13 protein-coding genes are annotated in these 16,487 nt (G+C 47.4%); 3 read left to right on the top strand and 10 right to left on the bottom strand.

Annotated features, from left to right (window positions below; all coding sequences use genetic code 11):
- Positions 1 to 29 precede the first annotated feature (29 nt).
- A complete protein-coding gene (locus ACZND6_RS08150; RefSeq protein ID WP_021867694.1) occupies positions 30 to 1,610 on the bottom strand; it encodes an FAD-dependent oxidoreductase in 1,581 nt (526 codons plus the stop codon).
- 305 nt (positions 1,611 to 1,915) lie between these two features.
- On the opposite strand from ACZND6_RS08150, the gene ACZND6_RS08145 reads away from it, so the two are divergent.
- Positions 1,916 to 2,716: a LysR substrate-binding domain-containing protein gene (locus ACZND6_RS08145; protein WP_240141247.1), complete on the top strand. Its 801-nt coding sequence runs from the start codon at positions 1,916 to 1,918 to the stop codon at positions 2,714 to 2,716.
- Between the two features lie 42 nt (positions 2,717 to 2,758).
- On the opposite strand, the gene ACZND6_RS08140 is transcribed toward ACZND6_RS08145, so the two are convergent.
- The 5 genes from ACZND6_RS08140 to ACZND6_RS08120 all read right to left on the bottom strand — a co-directional run bounded on the left by ACZND6_RS08140 (position 2,759) and on the right by ACZND6_RS08120 (position 6,469).
- On the bottom strand, positions 2,759 to 3,565 hold the full coding sequence (locus ACZND6_RS08140; RefSeq protein WP_022099277.1) for an enoyl-ACP reductase FabI: 807 nt from the start codon (positions 3,563 to 3,565) through the stop codon (positions 2,759 to 2,761).
- Positions 3,566 to 3,702: 137 nt separating this feature from the next.
- A complete protein-coding gene (locus tag ACZND6_RS08135; RefSeq protein ID WP_489524535.1) occupies positions 3,703 to 4,503 on the bottom strand; it encodes a peptidylprolyl isomerase in 801 nt (266 codons plus the stop codon).
- A 21-nt stretch (positions 4,504 to 4,524) separates the two neighbouring features.
- A complete protein-coding gene (locus ACZND6_RS08130) occupies positions 4,525 to 4,797 on the bottom strand; it encodes a BolA family protein (protein WP_008811402.1) in 273 nt (90 codons plus the stop codon).
- A gap of 2 nt (positions 4,798 to 4,799) precedes the next feature.
- Positions 4,800 to 5,414, bottom strand: coding sequence for a septation protein A (locus tag ACZND6_RS08125; RefSeq protein ID WP_008864170.1), 615 nt, complete (start codon positions 5,412 to 5,414; stop codon positions 4,800 to 4,802).
- A 248-nt stretch (positions 5,415 to 5,662) separates the two neighbouring features.
- On the bottom strand, positions 5,663 to 6,469 hold the full coding sequence (locus tag ACZND6_RS08120; RefSeq protein ID WP_008864171.1) for a peptidylprolyl isomerase: 807 nt from the start codon (positions 6,467 to 6,469) through the stop codon (positions 5,663 to 5,665).
- Positions 6,470 to 6,956: 487 nt separating this feature from the next.
- On the opposite strand from ACZND6_RS08120, the gene ACZND6_RS08115 reads away from it, so the two are divergent.
- The gene (locus ACZND6_RS08115) at positions 6,957 to 7,451 is read left to right on the top strand and encodes a cupin domain-containing protein (RefSeq protein ID WP_021867691.1); all 495 of its coding nucleotides are present in this window, start codon (positions 6,957 to 6,959) and stop codon (positions 7,449 to 7,451) included.
- A 241-nt stretch (positions 7,452 to 7,692) separates the two neighbouring features.
- Positions 7,693 to 10,461 (top strand): M16 family metallopeptidase, encoded by a 2,769-nt coding sequence (locus ACZND6_RS08110; RefSeq protein WP_278417610.1) that lies wholly within the window; start codon positions 7,693 to 7,695, stop codon positions 10,459 to 10,461.
- Between the two features lie 245 nt (positions 10,462 to 10,706).
- Here ACZND6_RS08110 and ACZND6_RS08105 read toward each other — a convergent pair whose 3' ends face one another.
- The 4 genes from ACZND6_RS08105 to ACZND6_RS08090 all read right to left on the bottom strand — a co-directional run bounded on the left by ACZND6_RS08105 (position 10,707) and on the right by ACZND6_RS08090 (position 16,146).
- A complete protein-coding gene (locus ACZND6_RS08105; protein ID WP_489524534.1) occupies positions 10,707 to 12,194 on the bottom strand; it encodes an FAD-dependent oxidoreductase in 1,488 nt (495 codons plus the stop codon).
- A gap of 161 nt (positions 12,195 to 12,355) precedes the next feature.
- Positions 12,356 to 13,726: an FAD-dependent oxidoreductase gene (locus ACZND6_RS08100; RefSeq protein WP_293737942.1), complete on the bottom strand. Its 1,371-nt coding sequence runs from the start codon at positions 13,724 to 13,726 to the stop codon at positions 12,356 to 12,358.
- Positions 13,723 to 14,343, bottom strand: a complete 621-nt coding sequence (locus ACZND6_RS08095) for a response regulator transcription factor (RefSeq protein ID WP_008811395.1) — start codon at positions 14,341 to 14,343, stop codon at positions 13,723 to 13,725. The genes ACZND6_RS08100 and ACZND6_RS08095 overlap by 4 nt, the downstream gene beginning before the upstream one ends.
- A 3-nt stretch (positions 14,344 to 14,346) precedes the next feature.
- Entirely contained in the window at positions 14,347 to 16,146 is a 1,800-nt protein-coding gene (locus tag ACZND6_RS08090) for a sensor histidine kinase (RefSeq protein WP_293737943.1), read from the bottom strand.
- Positions 16,147 to 16,487: the final 341 nt, after the last annotated feature.

Below are 16,487 nucleotides of genomic sequence, written 5' to 3'. Positions count from 1 at the left end.
GGACCCTACGGTCCGGGCTTCTCTAGAAGTTACTTACCGGCTTTGACATCGGCAAGAGCGTTGTCAGCAGCTAAGCGGCCGCTGGTCATAGCGAACGAAGAGGCAGAGCCTTCGCAGCGGAGGTCGTAAGAAGAGTCATACAAACCGCCGATATCCTGACCGACGACATAGAGGTTGTCGATCACGTCGCCCTGCGGATTCAGAGCCTGGAACTTCGGATTGACAGTGACGCCGCCCAAAGTTAGGAAGAATGCGCGGATGCCTTTCAGAGCATAGTACGGACCTTTTTCCATATTGAAAGTTGCAAGGTGTTCAGGCAGACGGCCGAATTCCGGATCTTTACCAGCTTTAGCGTATTCGTTCACCTTGTTCATTGTTTCTTTCAGGTTGGAAGCAGGTACGCCGATCTGTGCAGCTAGGTCGTCGATTGTGTCAGCCTTGAAAGCCCAACCTCTCTGCTGACCGATTTCGAAAGTCTTCGGAAGAGCCTTCAGAGGAACGCCGGCAAGAACGATGGCGTTGAACGGAAGCAAAGCGCCCTTGTTAACCAACTGATCATATTTCTGCTGGTCGATGATGTTGTACATTACGCCGCCAGCACTTGTCATGGCATTGTAGACATCAACGAAAACAGCACCACGGGATTCGTTGAAGAAGCGTTTGCCGTGCTGATCAACCCAGAGCCAGGGCTGAGCCAAAGCGCAGCGGCCTTGCTTGAGTTCATCAGCTCCCATGAATTGGTTGATCGGGGGCAGGTCGGCGAGGTACGGAGCGTTACCTGCAATGGTATGCATACCTTTAACGCCTGCACCGACTAACTGAGCCATTTGGATGCCGTCACCCGTACGGCCGTCACCGTTCTTACCGTCGGTTACAGGACCGCGGTACCAAACCGGTTCAAACATACCTAGAGCAGAGGAGTCGTTCACGTACTTGGCGAGCATTTCTTTATTGGATTCGAAACCGCCGGTAGCGATAATGACTTTCTTGGCCTTGACGATGACTTTTTCGCCTTCGCCGTCGACAGCTTCAACACCTACCACTTTACCGTTTTCAACGATCAGTTTCTTGGCCGGGGTTTCGGTGAGGATTGTGCCGCCTTTGGCGCGAACTTCCTTAGCGAAGCGCTGGATGATGCCGGCAGCACCGCCTTTGAACAAGTGCCATGTCATCAGGGATTCATCTTTCGGATACATGGTGCGGATGCCGCGCATCTGAGCGCCTTTGTCCATAACCCAGTCAATGGTCTTTCCGGATTCTTCAATCAGAACACGAAGGACGTGCGGGTCAGCGCGATAGTGATGGTACTGCAGAGCGGCAGTAAGAACCTGGTCAACGGTGGTGTTGATGTTGTGTTCCTTCTGATAACGGGTGCCGACGCCAAGACTTCCTTCAGGGAAGTTTCCGCCGCCGCCCAGAGCAGCTTCTTTTTCGAGGACGATCGGTTTAGCGCCTTGGTCAACTGCGCTCTGAGCTGCTGCCAAACCGGACAGGCCGCCCCCGATGATAACGAGGTCGGTCTCATAAACCTGCGTTGCGAATGCAGGAAGCGAGAAAGTGGTGAGTAAAGAGGCTGCGATAGCAGATGTAAGCAGACTTCTACGAAGCATCGTAATTCTCCTTGTTTTGTGGTTATTAAGTGGTGTACCGCTTGGTGTTTCTAGGAGTATCTTAAGCGTGCCTTATGGAGATATACTTTGCGCAAGTTGCACTCCTATCTTTGCATTGTTGACAAAGGGTTATCACTGTGGCAGACATTACCAAACTTTCTATTGACGATACGAGGTTTCTTGCGGAGCTAGAAAAGACGGGCGTTTTGCTTCGCGCGGGGTTGTTGTTAAATTTGTCTCCGTCTTCCTCAAGCAGGAACTTTTCTCGGATACGTTCGTACTTTCCGCAGGAAATTTTTAGACAAATGGAAGGAATCTGGGTGCCGACAAACTACTACCTGCAGATCAAGCCGCAGATTCATCAGATTTTGGAAGCTTCTGAAGCGATGATGGATATGCAGTTTGATCCGAGTCAATCCACAAGGACTTTTGTCTTGAGCTCAGTGATGACCGAAATCTCTGTCGTGATTTCCGGTGTACTGCCGAAAATGATTGAAAGAGCGCCGAAAGTACGATTAGACCTGAGCAAGCACGACAATGAGATCGCCGCTGTAAGTGAAGGCAAAGCGGATTTTGCGGTAATCACGGACGTTGATCTGGCGCCGGATCTCCACCGAATGAAGCTTTACCCGCTGGATCGTGTGTTGCTTGTCAGGAAGGGGCATCCACTTACGCAACTCAAAGGTCCTTTGTTAACTCGATACCTTCAAGTTTATGACCGTGTATCTATTCGGACAGGTCGGTCCGCATCCTGGGTCGGCCCTGAGCAAGGCTTATTCCAATACGAAAGGTTTATGGAACACACGAGGTTTTCTACGTCGCGTTTCTATTCTGCATGGGGCGCTATTGAGAAGACGAATTTGATTTCGGTTTGCGGCTGGCGTGCTGCAGAGCTGGCAATGAAGGCCTATAAGTTAACGGCGCTTCCCTTGCCAATTGATTTTGAAGAGACCGAAAAATGGAATGTTCTGATTTGGTCGGACAGCAAGCACCGAGATCCGGCGCATAAATGGATGAGAGGGCTCTTTAAAGAATGGGCGATTGAAGATGCCGAGCGAATGAAGAAACTCAAAGAAAAAGACCTCGGTGTTCCGAAATATAAATAAGCGGCCGTGAAGGCCGCCCATTGAGAACTAGAGCGCTAATGATTAGGCGTTTTCAGATGCTGTCTGATCGACGCAGCAGGCAAGAGCATTAAAGCCGCCGTCGATATAGATGGTTTCCGCAGTGATTCCAAGAGAATTGTCGGAAAGAAGGAAGGCTGCGGTGTTGCCGACTTCATCAATTGAAACCAAAGAACGAGTCGGAGAAACGGCCTTGCACTGAGCCAGCATTGAGCTAAAGCCTTTAATGCCGCTTGCGGCAAGAGTCTTAATCGGGCCGCAGGAGAGTGTGTTGGCGCGAATGCCCTGCGGGCCGACGTCAGCAGCAATATAGCGGGTAGCAGATTCAAGCGCTGCTTTGCAAAGTCCCATCGTGTTGTAATTGGGAACGACTTTTTCTCCGCCGAGGTAAGACAATGTCAGCAAAGAAGCTTTGTGGCCGGCCATTAACGGGACCATTCTCTTAGCCATCGCAATGTAGGAGTAAACGGAGACGTTCATTGCGGAGAGGAAGCCTTCGCGGGAAGCGCCTTCGAGGAAGCTGCCGCTGATGGATTCGCGGGGCGCCCAGCCGATCGAGTGGACAAAGCCGTCAAAACCGTCGGTCCAGCGATTGGCGAGTTCAAGGGCTGCTAAATCAATTGATTCATCGGAAGATGCATCCAACTTAATGACTTGTCCGGCGCCGAATTCATCGGCAAAGCCCTGCACGCGTTCTTTAAAGCGTTCGTTGTTATAGGAAAGAGCTAGTTCAGCGCCTTCTCTGGCACAAGCCTTTGCAATTCCATAAGCAATAGAGCGATTAGAAGAGATTCCAGTGATCAGGAATTTTTTACCGGTTAAGAAACCCATGACGTGTTCCAATGATTAAAAAACGCCATTTTATCAGCCTGAACGAAGTGGCTAGGTACGATTAGAGGTTGCGGAGGATCCAAAAGAAAGCGGATGTTACTTTTAGAAGATGATTAGAAGGAAAAATGCAGTGCAGTCTAGTCGACAGAGCTGTCCGAAACTTTGAGAATTTTTGCGTCTTTCTGAAGGTCGTTCAAGAACTCTGTTGTCTGAAGTCTTTCAAGTTCTGAAAGCACTTTTGGCTTAACTTCTTCATAAGAAGGAAAGGGGACCTCACGTTTTTCTTCGAGAAGCACCACGTGATATCCGAGCTTGCTTTTGAAAGGAACCGGCAGAAGGTCGCCCGGCTGAAGAGCGAGGATGGCTTCGGCGAGGCCCGGAACCAAGACATTACGAATATTCGTAAAAGGAATCTGTCCGCCGTTTTGAGAGGTACTTTGGTCCAAAGATCTCTCTTTAGCGAGAGAACCAAAATCGGAACCTACCTTGAGAGATTGAATAATTTCTCTAGCTTCTTCCGGTGTCTTTACCAAGATATGTCGAAATTTGATTTCGTGTGGATCGTAGCTAGAGAGAAGTGAGTCGTAACGATTCCGACCCTGTTCTTCCGTGATCGGATGCTCAGAAGCATATCGGCGGCTCAGAATCGATCCGTAAAGCTGAGCCTGTTTTTCCGAAGTTAAAACACGAACTCGAGGATCTTCTAGAAGACCTTCATTTCTGGCAGCTTGTTCGATGATTTTTTGTTCGAGAAGAATGCTTCGGGCTGCGTTTTTAAGCTGCTTTTCATTGGTTACGCCGTTGGCTCTCAGGAAGTCCATTAACTGCTTTTGTTCTTCTACGGAAACAAATTGTCCGTTAACCGTAAAGGCAGTTTGAGCAACGGCTGCAGGAAGGACGCCGGCAAGCGCAGCGGCGAGCACAAAGGACTTAAGCACCTGCAGCCTCAAATAAAAATATTAGTGGCGAGATTCGCTCGGCGCCAGCAATGTCATATTGATGTTGTGAATACCGTGACCGATAAAAGGTTTCAAGTATTCGTAAACGATTCGGTGTCGGTCAATTTTCGGCAGACCTTCAAAACGTCTGGAAATGACAAAGAGGTGGTAGAGGGAGCCTGCAGCAGGAGCTCTGCCGGCTTCAGGTCTTGTGTAATCAGTAAAGCGAAGCTCGATTGGGAAAATCGGCTCAAGCGCTTGGCTGATTCTTTCTAATGTGGGAGTGTGACTCATCTTTATTTTCCTTCCGAATCAGATTCAGGGATAAATCGGGAAATATAAAAGCCGACGCCTAGGGTAAAGAGGAGCGTCAGTCCCATCAGCCCGAACAGTTTGAAATTCACCCACACGTCGGTGGAGCATGTGTAGGCAACTATAAGATTAAGAACACCGGTAACGGCAAAAAAACCGATCCAACCGCGAAGGAGAATATTCCATGCAGGTTCCGGAAGAGAAACTTTATTACCGAGAAGCGACTTAAGGAAGTTCTTATGCATGAAAGAACCGCCCAAAAGGATTCCGCCAAAGATCCAGTAAAGGATCGTGGGTTTCCATTTGATGAACATTTCATCGTGAAGCCAGATTGTCAGAGAGCCGAAGACTAAGATGACGGCAACAGAAATCCACAGCATCGGATCGATCTTCTCACGGCGTACAAATTTCACGCCGATCTGAAGAAGCGACACGATTATCGCAGCAGCCGTGGCACAAATAACCGGGGCCTGGTCGGCTTGAAAGCCGCTTCCCAGCCATTGGTTGCAAAGCGCAGCCGCAGAGTCCGGATTTGTCTGAGCAACTTTAAATGTGCCGAAGAACAAAATCACCGGCAAAAGGTCGTAAAGGAACTTCACTCTCTTTTTTCCAACAACAAAATCGTTTCAGGTAATGAAACTTTCAAATTCAATGAATTCTACTTAAAAATCCGTTTTTTGTTAAATAGAGGTATATCATTACGCGACTCTTAAGAACAGCTGGTTTCATCCCTAATTTACAGGGATAATCCTATTTACTCTCCCCGCTATTAGCCGACTTTAGAGATTTTCATTTTCAATTGGCAAAAAAGGCCGCCGAAGCGACCTTTCCTAAGTATCAATGGAAATTACTTAGAGGATTTTTTCTTAGCCGGAGCGGCTTCAGCGATCTTAGCGTTCTTCATCAGATCAGCCATGTACTGCTGAGCCTGACGCTGTGCAGCAAGATTCTGAATCTGAGGTTTCAGAGCATCGAAAGAGGGCAGAGGAACTTCACGCTTGTCCTGAAGCTGGATAACGTGGTAGCCGAGTGCGCTGTGGAAAGGAACGGGAAGAAGAGCACCTTTGTTCAGAGCCATTGCAGTTTCTGCAAATCCGGGGATAGCGATTCTGCGGATGTTGGTGAACGGGATTTCTCCGCCCTGAGCTGCTGTACCCTGATCCAAAGATTTTTCTTTGGCGATCGTTGCAAAGTCACCGCCGGCGTTCAAAGACTTGATGATGTCTTTGGCTTCTTGTTCTGTTTTAACAAGGATGTGACGAACTTTGATTTCGTTCGGATCGTACTGTTTTTTAACTTCTTCGTAAGTTTTCTTGAGGTCCGCATCGGTCAGCGGGTGGGCAGCAGCATTTTTGCGAACTAATTCAGCGGAGTAAATTTCTGTCTGACGTTCTGCAATCAGCGCTTTGACGGCAGGATCCTGAGCGATATTGGCTTTTTTAGCCGCTTCTTCAATGAGTTTTTCCTGAGCGAGGATGCTGCGGGCAGCTTCGAGCTGCTGTTTCTGGTCTTTGACTCCGCGGTCAGCAAGAACTTTCATGAGTTCTTGCTGATCTGCCACGGAAACTGTCTGACCGTTAACGGTGAAGGCAGTCTGAGCGAAGACGGGAGCGGCAAGGGCTGCCAGGGCTGTTGCGAGAAGAAGTTTTTTCATAATTAAATTTAATTTATCCAAAAAATGCGAGGAAGACTGCTTAGATAACTGCTCTTAACCGTTTTCTTCGCCTGAGTTAACCGCCTCATTCTACTCAATTTTGCGAGTGCGGGTAATTCAAAATCACACTCGGGAAAGCTCTAACAACCTCTTGAATTTTTTGAAATTAGAAAGAAAAGAATCGCAAATGTGGGGGAGGAACCTTTGACGGAAGAAAGTGTCGATGGAGGATCTTTCAATCCGAAAATGCAAACTTAGCCGGAGCGAGAATTTTCGATTTCTACAAACCAACTTTTCTTGTGGATTCTGATGTTCTTACAGTCAGACTAGACTTTGGGCTTGAAGTCGAGTGTATATATGCATAAATTTAATAAAAAGTTATATTAAATTTATATTAGACATGAATAATCCTGTTTTCTACTATTGAGCCATCAAAGCAAGTTTTCTCAGAAGCTTCCTATCAATAGATTGAATATAGGTGACCATCGTGTTGAAACTCATTTCTGCTCTTCTTTCCTCTCTGTTGGTTATGGAATCTGCTGTTGCAGTAGACGAACAAAATCCTGCCGGTGATCAGCTGGTAAAACGGGGCGATGCCATCCAGAGCATTAAAGGAAGCGACAAGATATTTACCGGTGAAGTCAAGATCGTCCCTCTGTCTGAATCTGTTCCCGGGATGCCGGTATCCAGTGCATATGTAATTTTTGAACCAGGCGCCAGATCTTTCTGGCACACACACCCGATCGGACAGGTTCTGATCATTGTTGAAGGAGAAGGCCGTTCGGGCGTCTATGGAAAACCAGTGAGCGTCCTGAAAAAAGGCGATGTGGTTGTATGTCCAAAAGGCATCAAACATTTCCATGGCGCAGCTCCCGACAAGAGAATGGTTCAAATGACGGTTACCGGGTACGATCCTCAAGGCAAGAACGTGACATGGATGGAACCGGTCACGGACCAGCAGTACAAGAACAGCGAGAAGTAACAACGTTTCCTTTCCTTAAATGATTAGGCCGAAGATCCGTAGGGGTTTTCGGCCTAAATTACTTTCTAAGACTCCCCGACTGTTTCTTTTGTACTGATAAGAAGAATATTTCTCATTTTCGTTCAAAAACTCTTACAAATTAGGCATCGTTTTGTCGCTATCCGGGGGCCGATTGAACGTTGTCTTAAGACAAGCGGATTATCCTTAGCAAACAATTCGTTAAAACAGAATATTCGTATCTATGAAAATTGCGAAAAAACTTGCTGTCGCGGCTTGCGTCGCTTCAGCCTTTACTATGATGAATACACAAGCAGAAGAAACAAAAGCACCGGTCAGCGTCTCTCAAGCCGGTACTGCACTTCCGGCCGGTGTGACCCAAGGGCCGAGTATTGAAGGCGTGACAGAATATCGTCTTACCAACGGATTACGCGTAGTTCTTTTCCCGGATGCCTCTAAAGATACGGCGACCGTTAACATGACTTATCAGGTCGGTTCTCGTCAGGAAAACTACGGCGAAACCGGCATGGCTCATTTGCTCGAGCATCTGATTTTTAAAGGAAGCAAAAACTTCCCGAATCCGACCAAAGAATTCACGAACCGCGGTTTCCGCATGAACGGTTCCACTTGGCTCGACCGTACTAATTACTTTGTCTCCTTTACTGCTACAGAAGACAACCTCAAGTTCGCTTTAGCTTGGAGTGCTGACGCTATGCGCAACTCCTTTATCGCTAAAAAAGACTTAGACAGCGAAATGAGCGTTGTGCGCAACGAATACGAGATGGGCGAGAATCGTCCTTCCAGCGTGTTGATGAAGCGTATGCAGTCCATGATGTACGACTGGCACAACTACGGCAAGAGCACCATCGGCAACAGAAGCGATATCGAACATGTTCGTATCGAAAACCTTCAGGCTTTTTATCACCGGTATTACCGCCCGGACAACGCTGTCTTAACAGTCAGCGGTAAGTTCGATGTCCAGAAAACGCTGGAATGGATCGTTAAAGATTTCTCTTTAATCCAGAACCCGAAAGAAGCGCTTCCAGCTGAATGGACAGTGGAACCGACAGCGGACGGTGAACGCGTGTTTGAGATCCGCCGCAAAGGCGAAACTCAGATGGTTGCTGTCGGCTACCGCATCCCGAGCGCTTTACATCCGGATGCTTTAGGCGTGGAAGTTGCAACTGAAGTGTTGGCCGATTCTCCTAACGGCCGTCTGTACGAAGCCTTAGTAAAAACCGGACTAGCAGCAAATGTTTTCGGTTACGCCGTCGGCGCTAAGGAGCCCGGCTTTGTGATCTTCGGTGCCTCCGTTAAGAAAGGCGAATCGCTTGAGAAAGTTAAAGATAAGCTTATCGAAACGATTGAAGGCTCTTTAAAGCAGAAGCCGATGACTTCTAAAGAGTTAAACAGAACCAAGGCTCAGATGGAAACCATGTACGAACGCGCCTTTGCCGATCCGGAAGGATTTGGTGTCGGCTTATCAGAGTACATTGCGCTGGGCGACTGGAGACTTTTCTTCTACGGCCGCGATAAGACTAAAGACGTCACTGCTCAGCAGGCTGACAGTGCAGCAGACAAATATTTCGTGCGTGACAACCGAGTTGTCGGACTCTTCATTCCCGATGACAATCCTCAGCGCGCAGAGATCACAAAAGCTCCGAGCGCGGATGAACTGCTGGCTAATTACAAGCCGCAGGGAACTGCTCAAAAGATTGAGGCTTTCGACTCTTCGTTCGATAACCTCGACAAGAGGACACAGCGTATTGATATCGGCGATTTGAATATTGCTTTGCTGCCCAAACAGACACGCGGTGAAACCGTGACCGTTTGCATGAAGTTCAAGTCCGGCGACGAGAAGAATCTTTTTGGTAAGGCTAATCTTCAGCCTGTTGCTGCTGCGATGCTGACTCGCGGAACAAAGACGATGACTCGCTCTGAAATTGAAGATCGTATGACCGAGCTGAAGATGGCCGGTTCCATTACGAACTTCACGACTACGAGAAAGAATCTTCCGGCCGCTCTTGAGCTTGTGTTTGATGCCATGCACAACTCGATCATGCCGCAGGATGAATTTGATCAGTTTAAGAAGCAGATGCAGGTCATGATCGAAAGCATGCGTGATAAACCTGATGCGCTCGCTCAGAACGCTATTACGCAGCACTTCAATACTTATCCGAAGGGCGATCCTCGCTACGAATACTCTTTAGATGAGTCGCTGGAACAGCTGAATAAGCTTACAGTTGACCAAGTCAGAGCTTTCTATAAAGAATTCGGTGGTACGTCTCGCGGTGAGATTTCGATTGTCGGCGATTTCGATCCGAAGGCAGTGGAAAAGATCATTCGTGATGATTACGCCAAGTACGTTTCTAAGGCTCATTACGCTCCGGTCGTAACGGAATATCGTCCCGTTAAAGCCACTCGCGTCGTTATTGATACTCCTGACAAGGAAAACGCAATTATCGTTGCTCGTTCTGTGTTCCCGATCAACGACACAGCTCCGGATGCTCCGGCACTTACCGTTGCCAACTGGATTCTGGGCGGCGGCACAGGTCTTTCCAACCGTTTGATTGAAAGACTTCGCCAGAAAGAAGGCCTTTCATACGGCGCCGGTTCTCACGTTCGTATTCCTGCGAAGGGCGATAACGGTAGCTTTGTTTTCCGTGCGATTGTGGCTCCTCAGAACATGCTTCAGGCAGAAGCCAGTGCCCGCGACGTGATTGCTAAAGCGATTAAAGACGGCTTTACAGATCAAGAGGTAGAGGAAGCCAAGAAAGGTCTGCTGCAGGCAATGCAGGTCGCTCGTTCTCAGGACGATGTGGTTGCCCGCTCCTGGAACGACAAGATGGAAAATCAACGTACATGGGTATTCAGTAAGAAACAGGCGGAAGCCATTTCCAAGCTGACGACGGCTGATGTCAATGCTGCACTGCGTAAATACATCAAACCTGATGAAATTACTTTTGTGTTGGCCGGAGACCAGAAGAAAGCGGCACAGAAAAAACAAGACTAATTTCAGAGGTCGTCAGGGAAATTTGACTGCCGTTTATTGAGATTTTGAGGGCTGAGCCTAAAAACTCGGCTCTTTTCTTCTTTTCCTCAAGCATTGAGAATTTAACTTTTAAGTAACTTATTGATTTTGGATGGTTGAGGTACTGCCTTTCTCTTTGATGGAAAATGAAACCGTCTTCTGAGAGATTAGAAGACGGTTTACAGTGGTTTGAGGTGCCGACCTAAAAGGTCGGCTTAAAAATCGTGTTACTTCGTCAATGTCTTGACGTAGTCGGCGATCTGACGGCCGATAACGGAAGCAGATGTCAGCTGAGCGCCGCCGACGTAGTTGTCATAGAACAAACCGCCTGCTGCGTTGCCGACTGCGAAGAGACCCGGAACCGGACGTCCTTCCGTGTCAAGAACCTGACCGTTCGTATTGATGAGCGGGCCGCCGAAGGTAGCTGTCATACCGCCCTGGAACGGAACGGCATAGAAGGGAGCCTTAAGGATCGGACGCGGATTCTTGTGAGTGTTGGGAGGTGTCAGTTCGCCGAGCTTGCCGGCTTTCAGAGCGGCATTGTATTCGTCGACAACTTTCTTCAGCTCAACAGGATTCAGTCCGGCTTCCTTAGCTAAACCTTCGATCGTATCGGCCTTATAGACAGGCGCCTTGTGAGAAGAATAAGAGAACCAGTCGTTCTTCAGCATCGGAAGATTGTGCGTATCTTCGTCAACAATCATGTAGCCCCAGTTGTCACGAGTCAATGCGGCTGTGTCACGAGACATCTGGACATAGGTCTTGCCTTCATCGGTGTAGCGCTTTGTTTCCTTAGAAACGGCAATACCGGTGTTAACGATGTTCAGCGGGTTAGCGCCTGTAGGTCCGTGGATCGGTCCGCAGTGGTATTGGTCAACGTTAACAACTTTCGGGAAATACGGGCCGGTTAAAAGAATGCTTTCGCCGGTAACAGAGTGGGAACCGCGAACCGGCATGTTGGCGGCGGGAACGCCTGCCATCATTGTCAGCATCATCTTGTTGGCGGAGAAACCGCCGGTTGCCATGACGACGCCGTATTTGCCGAAGTATTCTTCGAAACCCTCTTTGGTCTTAACTTTAACTCCGATAACTTTACCGTTTTGAGGGTTGTCGAGCAGTTCGACCGCTTTGGCGTTGTAGACGATAGGAACATTAAGTTCTTTGGCTTTAGCCAGTAAATAGAGCATCAGCTGTGTACCGCCGGGCTTCTTTTCTCCGATGGTGAGGTGAGCACGCTGGAGCATCGGCCAAACAAGCTTCATGCCGACGGCATATTTAACGCCGACGTAGTCATGCAGCCAGTTCAGTGTCTCGTCTGCTTTTTCAGCAACAAGGCGTGTGAGTTTGGGATCTCCTCGGCCTTGAGAAACCTTCATCATGTCTTCGTAGAATTTATCTACGGTGTCGCCGGTTTCAAGCTTCTTTTCCTGTTGCATCTTGGTGTTGACGCCAAGCATGAAGCCTGCAGAGTAAATGGTGTTACCCGAAGCAGAACTCATCTTTTCGAGAATAACCGGTTTCAAGCCGTCCTGGGCTGCGCGGATGGCGGTGACGATACCACCGATACCTAAACCGCAGATGACTAGGTCATATTCCTTCTTCGGAAGGACAGCCTGTTTTTCTGCAGCAGAAGCGCTCATAGCAGTAGCACCCATTGTGCCGGCTAAGGAGGCGAGGATGCTGCCTTTGAGGATAGAACGACGAGATGTTTGCATAAAATTATTTCTCCTTGGAAATGAAGCGAAGATTCGTTTCAGTGCCAAGGTTAAATATCCGATAAACAGAAAGCGTCGGCTAATTGTCTCTTGACAATTTCTAAATTTCGGAAGCCTTGTCGCAGAGAGAAGGGAGGTTTGGGAGAAAAGGCGATTTCTTCTCAGTTTTCCTTAATCCATCTTGCTGCGTTTTTGCCGGCGATGCGTCCAAATGTAAACGCATCAGTAAGGCCGTTACCGCCAAGCCTGTTTTCACCGTGAACACTGCCGGTAATTTGTCCTGCGGCATACAGGCCGGGGATAGGAATTCCGAATTTATTTAGACATTCTGCCTGCTCGTTGATAGAGATTCCACCTAAGGTGTAATGAATCCACGGATACATGCGAACCGCCCAAAAAGGCGCAACGCTCGGACGATGTCTCGGATCGACTTGTTCAAAAGAAGCCTTGACCTTCTCGAAAGGAACGTTAATGTCTTTGCATAACGTTTCTAACGTATCGTTCTTCCAAACCTGACCGGCGAAGTAAGCTCGATAGAGATTTTTCTGCTGGCTTTTGTCCAGTCTTTTAACGCTCCTGATATCAACGATTGTCCAACAGCGTTTTGCACCTTGCTTGATCAAAGCTTCGGAGATAGTTTTGCGTGTTGCGGCTTCATCGACAAAACGTTCACCATCCTCATTAATAAAGACGGTTCCGGGTGCCATTGCATACAGTCTGGCTGAGTATTTACTGAGAATGGAGCCCTCAGGGATACATTCAACTGCATCCATGTTTTCTACCTGAACGCCGGCTTCAATTGCCCTCTGGAGAACTTCTCCTGTTCCGCGTGAATCGGAATACTTGAAATTTAGATTCGGAACGTATCGACGAATAAGTTCAGGATTGTTTGCAAAACCTCCGGCACATAGGATTAAAGCTCGTGAGGTAATCATTGAACTTACTCCCTTTGAAGAGATGGTGACGCGAAATCCCCTTTGATTTGGGAGGACTTCAAAAGATTCCAGTCGAGTGGAAGTTCGAATGGAGACTCCGTTTTTAAGACAAGCTGCTGCTAAATTCTGAACATAGGAAGAACCGAGCGCAGTGACAGGCTTATGACTACGGCGGTAACCAGAGCCGTAAATTTGATAAATTTCATCTCCGAAAGTGACGCCGTTTTTTCTCAGCCAATTTAAAGTGTTAGCAGCTTCCTTTGCCAACTTCGTCTGGACTTTTGGATTGCCTCGGCCGTTAGCGGACCGTGTAATTTGCTGCAGATAAAATTCTTCGCTGTCTTTGATGCCTTTACGATTTTGGAACTCCGTGTTGGGGGCGTTGAAAAATCCGCCTGAGTAAAGTGTATCTCCGCCTATAAAAGATTCTTTTTCGATTAAGACAACGGAATCCGAATAGGCTGAAGCCTCTAACGCCGCCGCCAATCCGGCACCGCCTGCGCCGACGACCAGAATTCCGCAGTGAAAATTCTGAGCAATGGCTCTCGGGACTACTCCCAGCAAAGGAAGGGCAAGGATTTCACGTCTTCTGATCATGCTTCTTCCATCTCGTGCAAGAAATCATTAAGTTCTACTGGATTCTCTATATCGAGCTTGCCGTAGACTCTGGCTCTGTGGGTTTGAACGGTACGTTCCGAAATTCCTAAGAGTTTGGCGATTTGAGGATTGCTTAAGCCTTTAGCCAGCTGATAAGAGATGTTCTTTTCAGCTGTGGTCAAGGTGTCAAAGAGTCTCTTGAGGTTTAGGGCATGAGCTTTTTGACGGCGCTCCATGCGGTTCTTTTCAACTGCCTTAGTGACGAGAGACTGGAGTTTTTCCGGTTCAGGCGGTTTAACCAAAAAATTAAAAGCGCCGGCTTCAACGCAGCTCATCGCCATTTCGATATCACCATGGGCTGATAAGAAGATAATCGGAAGATCAGAGCCGCGTCGATTTAATTCCTGCTGAAGTTCTATGCCCGTCATTCCGCCCATGCGAACGTCAAGAATGATACAGCCGGGGGCCTCTGCATCATCATCCCTTAAAAAGTCTTCGGCGCTTGAGAAAGATCGAGTTCTAAATCCTGCCAACTGAAGAAAAAACGATTGGGATTCACAAACTGAGGCGTCATCATCAACGATTCGAACGACAGGACTGAGCATTTGATTAGACATTTCTTATTCTTCCTTTTTCTTCACGAACAAGTCCACAGCGATTCCGTTTGGTTCGATCCGTCGGAACGTCAGATGACCGCCGTTATTTTCGATAATACTTAGTACGATGGAAAGGCCGACACCGAGGCCGTCTTTTTTACTTGTTGAAGTCGGCCGTCCCAATGCGGAAAAAATTTCTTCCGAAATCTTGGGACCATTATCCGTTACCGTTATTTTCCACATGTGCTTTTGAGCAGTCACAGAAACAGAGGTTTGAGGATTCAGGCTGTTTTTTGCAGCTTTTAGCGCATTTTTTAGAACATTCAGAACAGCAAGTTCGATTTCAAAAGAGTCGCCGACGGCAATTGCTTCTTGCGGTAAGTTTGCCGTGGTTTGGACGCCTTCTATTTCCTCTTTGTTAATACTGTTGATCGCGCGTCGAATGACTTTCACTAAATTAAAAACTTCCGATCGATTGGCCTTGTGTTTAGCATATGAACGAACATGTTCCACAATGTCACTCGTTCTTTTAGCCTGGCTGTTCATCTGTTTTAAGGCGAATTCCACTCTGTCGTCTTTTACCCCAAGCTGCTGCAGAAGCAGGGAAAGCGCGCTGGCGTAGTAAATCAGGTTTGTGATCGGTTGTTTGACTTCGTGGGCAAAAATCGAGCTCATTTGGGAGATCACGCGGCTTTTTTCGAGAAGGTCTAGTTTTTGGCGGTTTTCCCGAGCCTTTCGTTCTGTCGCTCGCTGGACGGCTAAAGCAAACTTTAACTCTTCCGTGCGGCGATTTACGAGCCAATTAACTCGAACTACATGGACCAATATCGCGCAAAGAAGCAATGCAGCTAAGAGAAGTTCTTTCTGATGAGAAAGGATGAAGTCCTTAACAGTTGTTTCTCGCAAATGCTCATAAGGGCCGAGTTTTAGCGATTTCATTAGGTCGTAGACCTTCAAGAAGCCACTGGCCGGAACCCATTCGAAGTCAAATTCACCCTTCGGCATCGAAAGCAGAGAAAGGGATACCGCTTTTACCTCATCGATGGGAGCTGTATCAAGAGCATAAAAAACCGTATCAGGGTAGCGTTCCGTGGAACGAAGACATGCTTCCGTATTATTTTTTGCCTCCAAAACTCTAAATTCACCGGGCTGGATTTGTCCGGTTGTGAGAAGCTTTTCGTATTGACAGGTTCCCAGAATTCCTACATCGGCAGCTCCTACCTTGACATATGTCGCCACGTCTGGATATTGGTAATGAGAGAAAAGCGTTTTAGAGAAAAAAGCATCCGGGTCAAAGCCTCTTGCCGCGATCTCTCCCATTCCAACAAGCATGCCGTCAAAGTCGTGAGGTTCGGTAGCTGAAAGCACACGGCCCTTCAAATCAGTAATTTTTTGAAGATCTTTGCGGTCATTTCGAACGATAAAAACCGAGGAGACAGCCTCTTTAGGGCTATAAGCGTGGTTACGGCTGACTGTCGCGATCTGCTGAGCTCCTAGTTTAGAGATCAGTGTGACAAAGTTGCCGGCAGAAGAGACAAGAAAGTCGGGCCTTTCCTTAACAACGTTAGCAAGGAGGTTGTGCTGCTGCAGCTCTATTACAGTGATCTTGTAGTCTTTGAGCGTTTTTTGAATGTGCTCAATCGTCGGGACGAAAGTCTCGAGATAAAAATCTTGGTCGAATGTATCGATTAAGCCGATACGAATCTCACGTTCTGCAGCAGAACTGAGGAACGGGAGGAAGAGTAAGCATAGAAAGACCCATTTGCGCATAAGGAGAAGTTTGGCACAAATGGAATAAATCCTCGTGAGGACTTTTACCAACATAAAAGAAATCAGTTTAATTTATACAAAAATATGATAAAAAGTGTTTTATTTGCACACTAATAAAAATAGATATTTTTGGATTTTGTTTTAACGATAAGAAGAGGATTGAAAGAAAAGAAAATCTTTAAAATAAAATATCCCCAGTTTAATTTTTCTTTTGAGTTGTGAATTAAAGAACCTCTGTGTTAAGCAAACGCTACTTTGAGAGCATTTTCCAACACAACTTTGAGAGCTACTCAATGTCTTGTACTGAAATAAGTTGACTCCTAAAGGAGTCAGGAATGGAAAATAAGGCAAAGATTGATCCTAAAAGATTTGGAATCTTAAAGGCTTATCAAAAA

It is taken from the genome of Parasutterella sp., from assembly GCF_057870745.1.
This window is presented reverse-complemented; position numbering and strand designations above follow the sequence as displayed.

Coding starts and splice junctions, on each gene's coding strand:
- ACZND6_RS08145 (WP_240141247.1), top strand. CDS start 1,916: ATGGAAGGAATCTGGGTGCCGACAAACTACTACCTGCAGATCAAGCCG.
- ACZND6_RS08100 (WP_293737942.1), bottom strand. CDS start 13,726: ATGATCAGAAGACGTGAAATCCTTGCCCTTCCTTTGCTGGGAGTAGTC.
- ACZND6_RS08120 (WP_008864171.1), bottom strand. CDS start 6,469: ATGAAAAAACTTCTTCTCGCAACAGCCCTGGCAGCCCTTGCCGCTCCC.
- ACZND6_RS08110 (WP_278417610.1), top strand. CDS start 7,693: ATGAAAATTGCGAAAAAACTTGCTGTCGCGGCTTGCGTCGCTTCAGCC.
- ACZND6_RS08140 (WP_022099277.1), bottom strand. CDS start 3,565: ATGGGTTTCTTAACCGGTAAAAAATTCCTGATCACTGGAATCTCTTCT.
- ACZND6_RS08105 (WP_489524534.1), bottom strand. CDS start 12,194: ATGCAAACATCTCGTCGTTCTATCCTCAAAGGCAGCATCCTCGCCTCC.
- ACZND6_RS08090 (WP_293737943.1), bottom strand. CDS start 16,146: ATGTTGGTAAAAGTCCTCACGAGGATTTATTCCATTTGTGCCAAACTT.
- ACZND6_RS08150 (WP_021867694.1), bottom strand. CDS start 1,610: ATGCTTCGTAGAAGTCTGCTTACATCTGCTATCGCAGCCTCTTTACTC.
- ACZND6_RS08130 (WP_008811402.1), bottom strand. CDS start 4,797: ATGAGTCACACTCCCACATTAGAAAGAATCAGCCAAGCGCTTGAGCCG.
- ACZND6_RS08095 (WP_008811395.1), bottom strand. CDS start 14,343: ATGTCTAATCAAATGCTCAGTCCTGTCGTTCGAATCGTTGATGATGAC.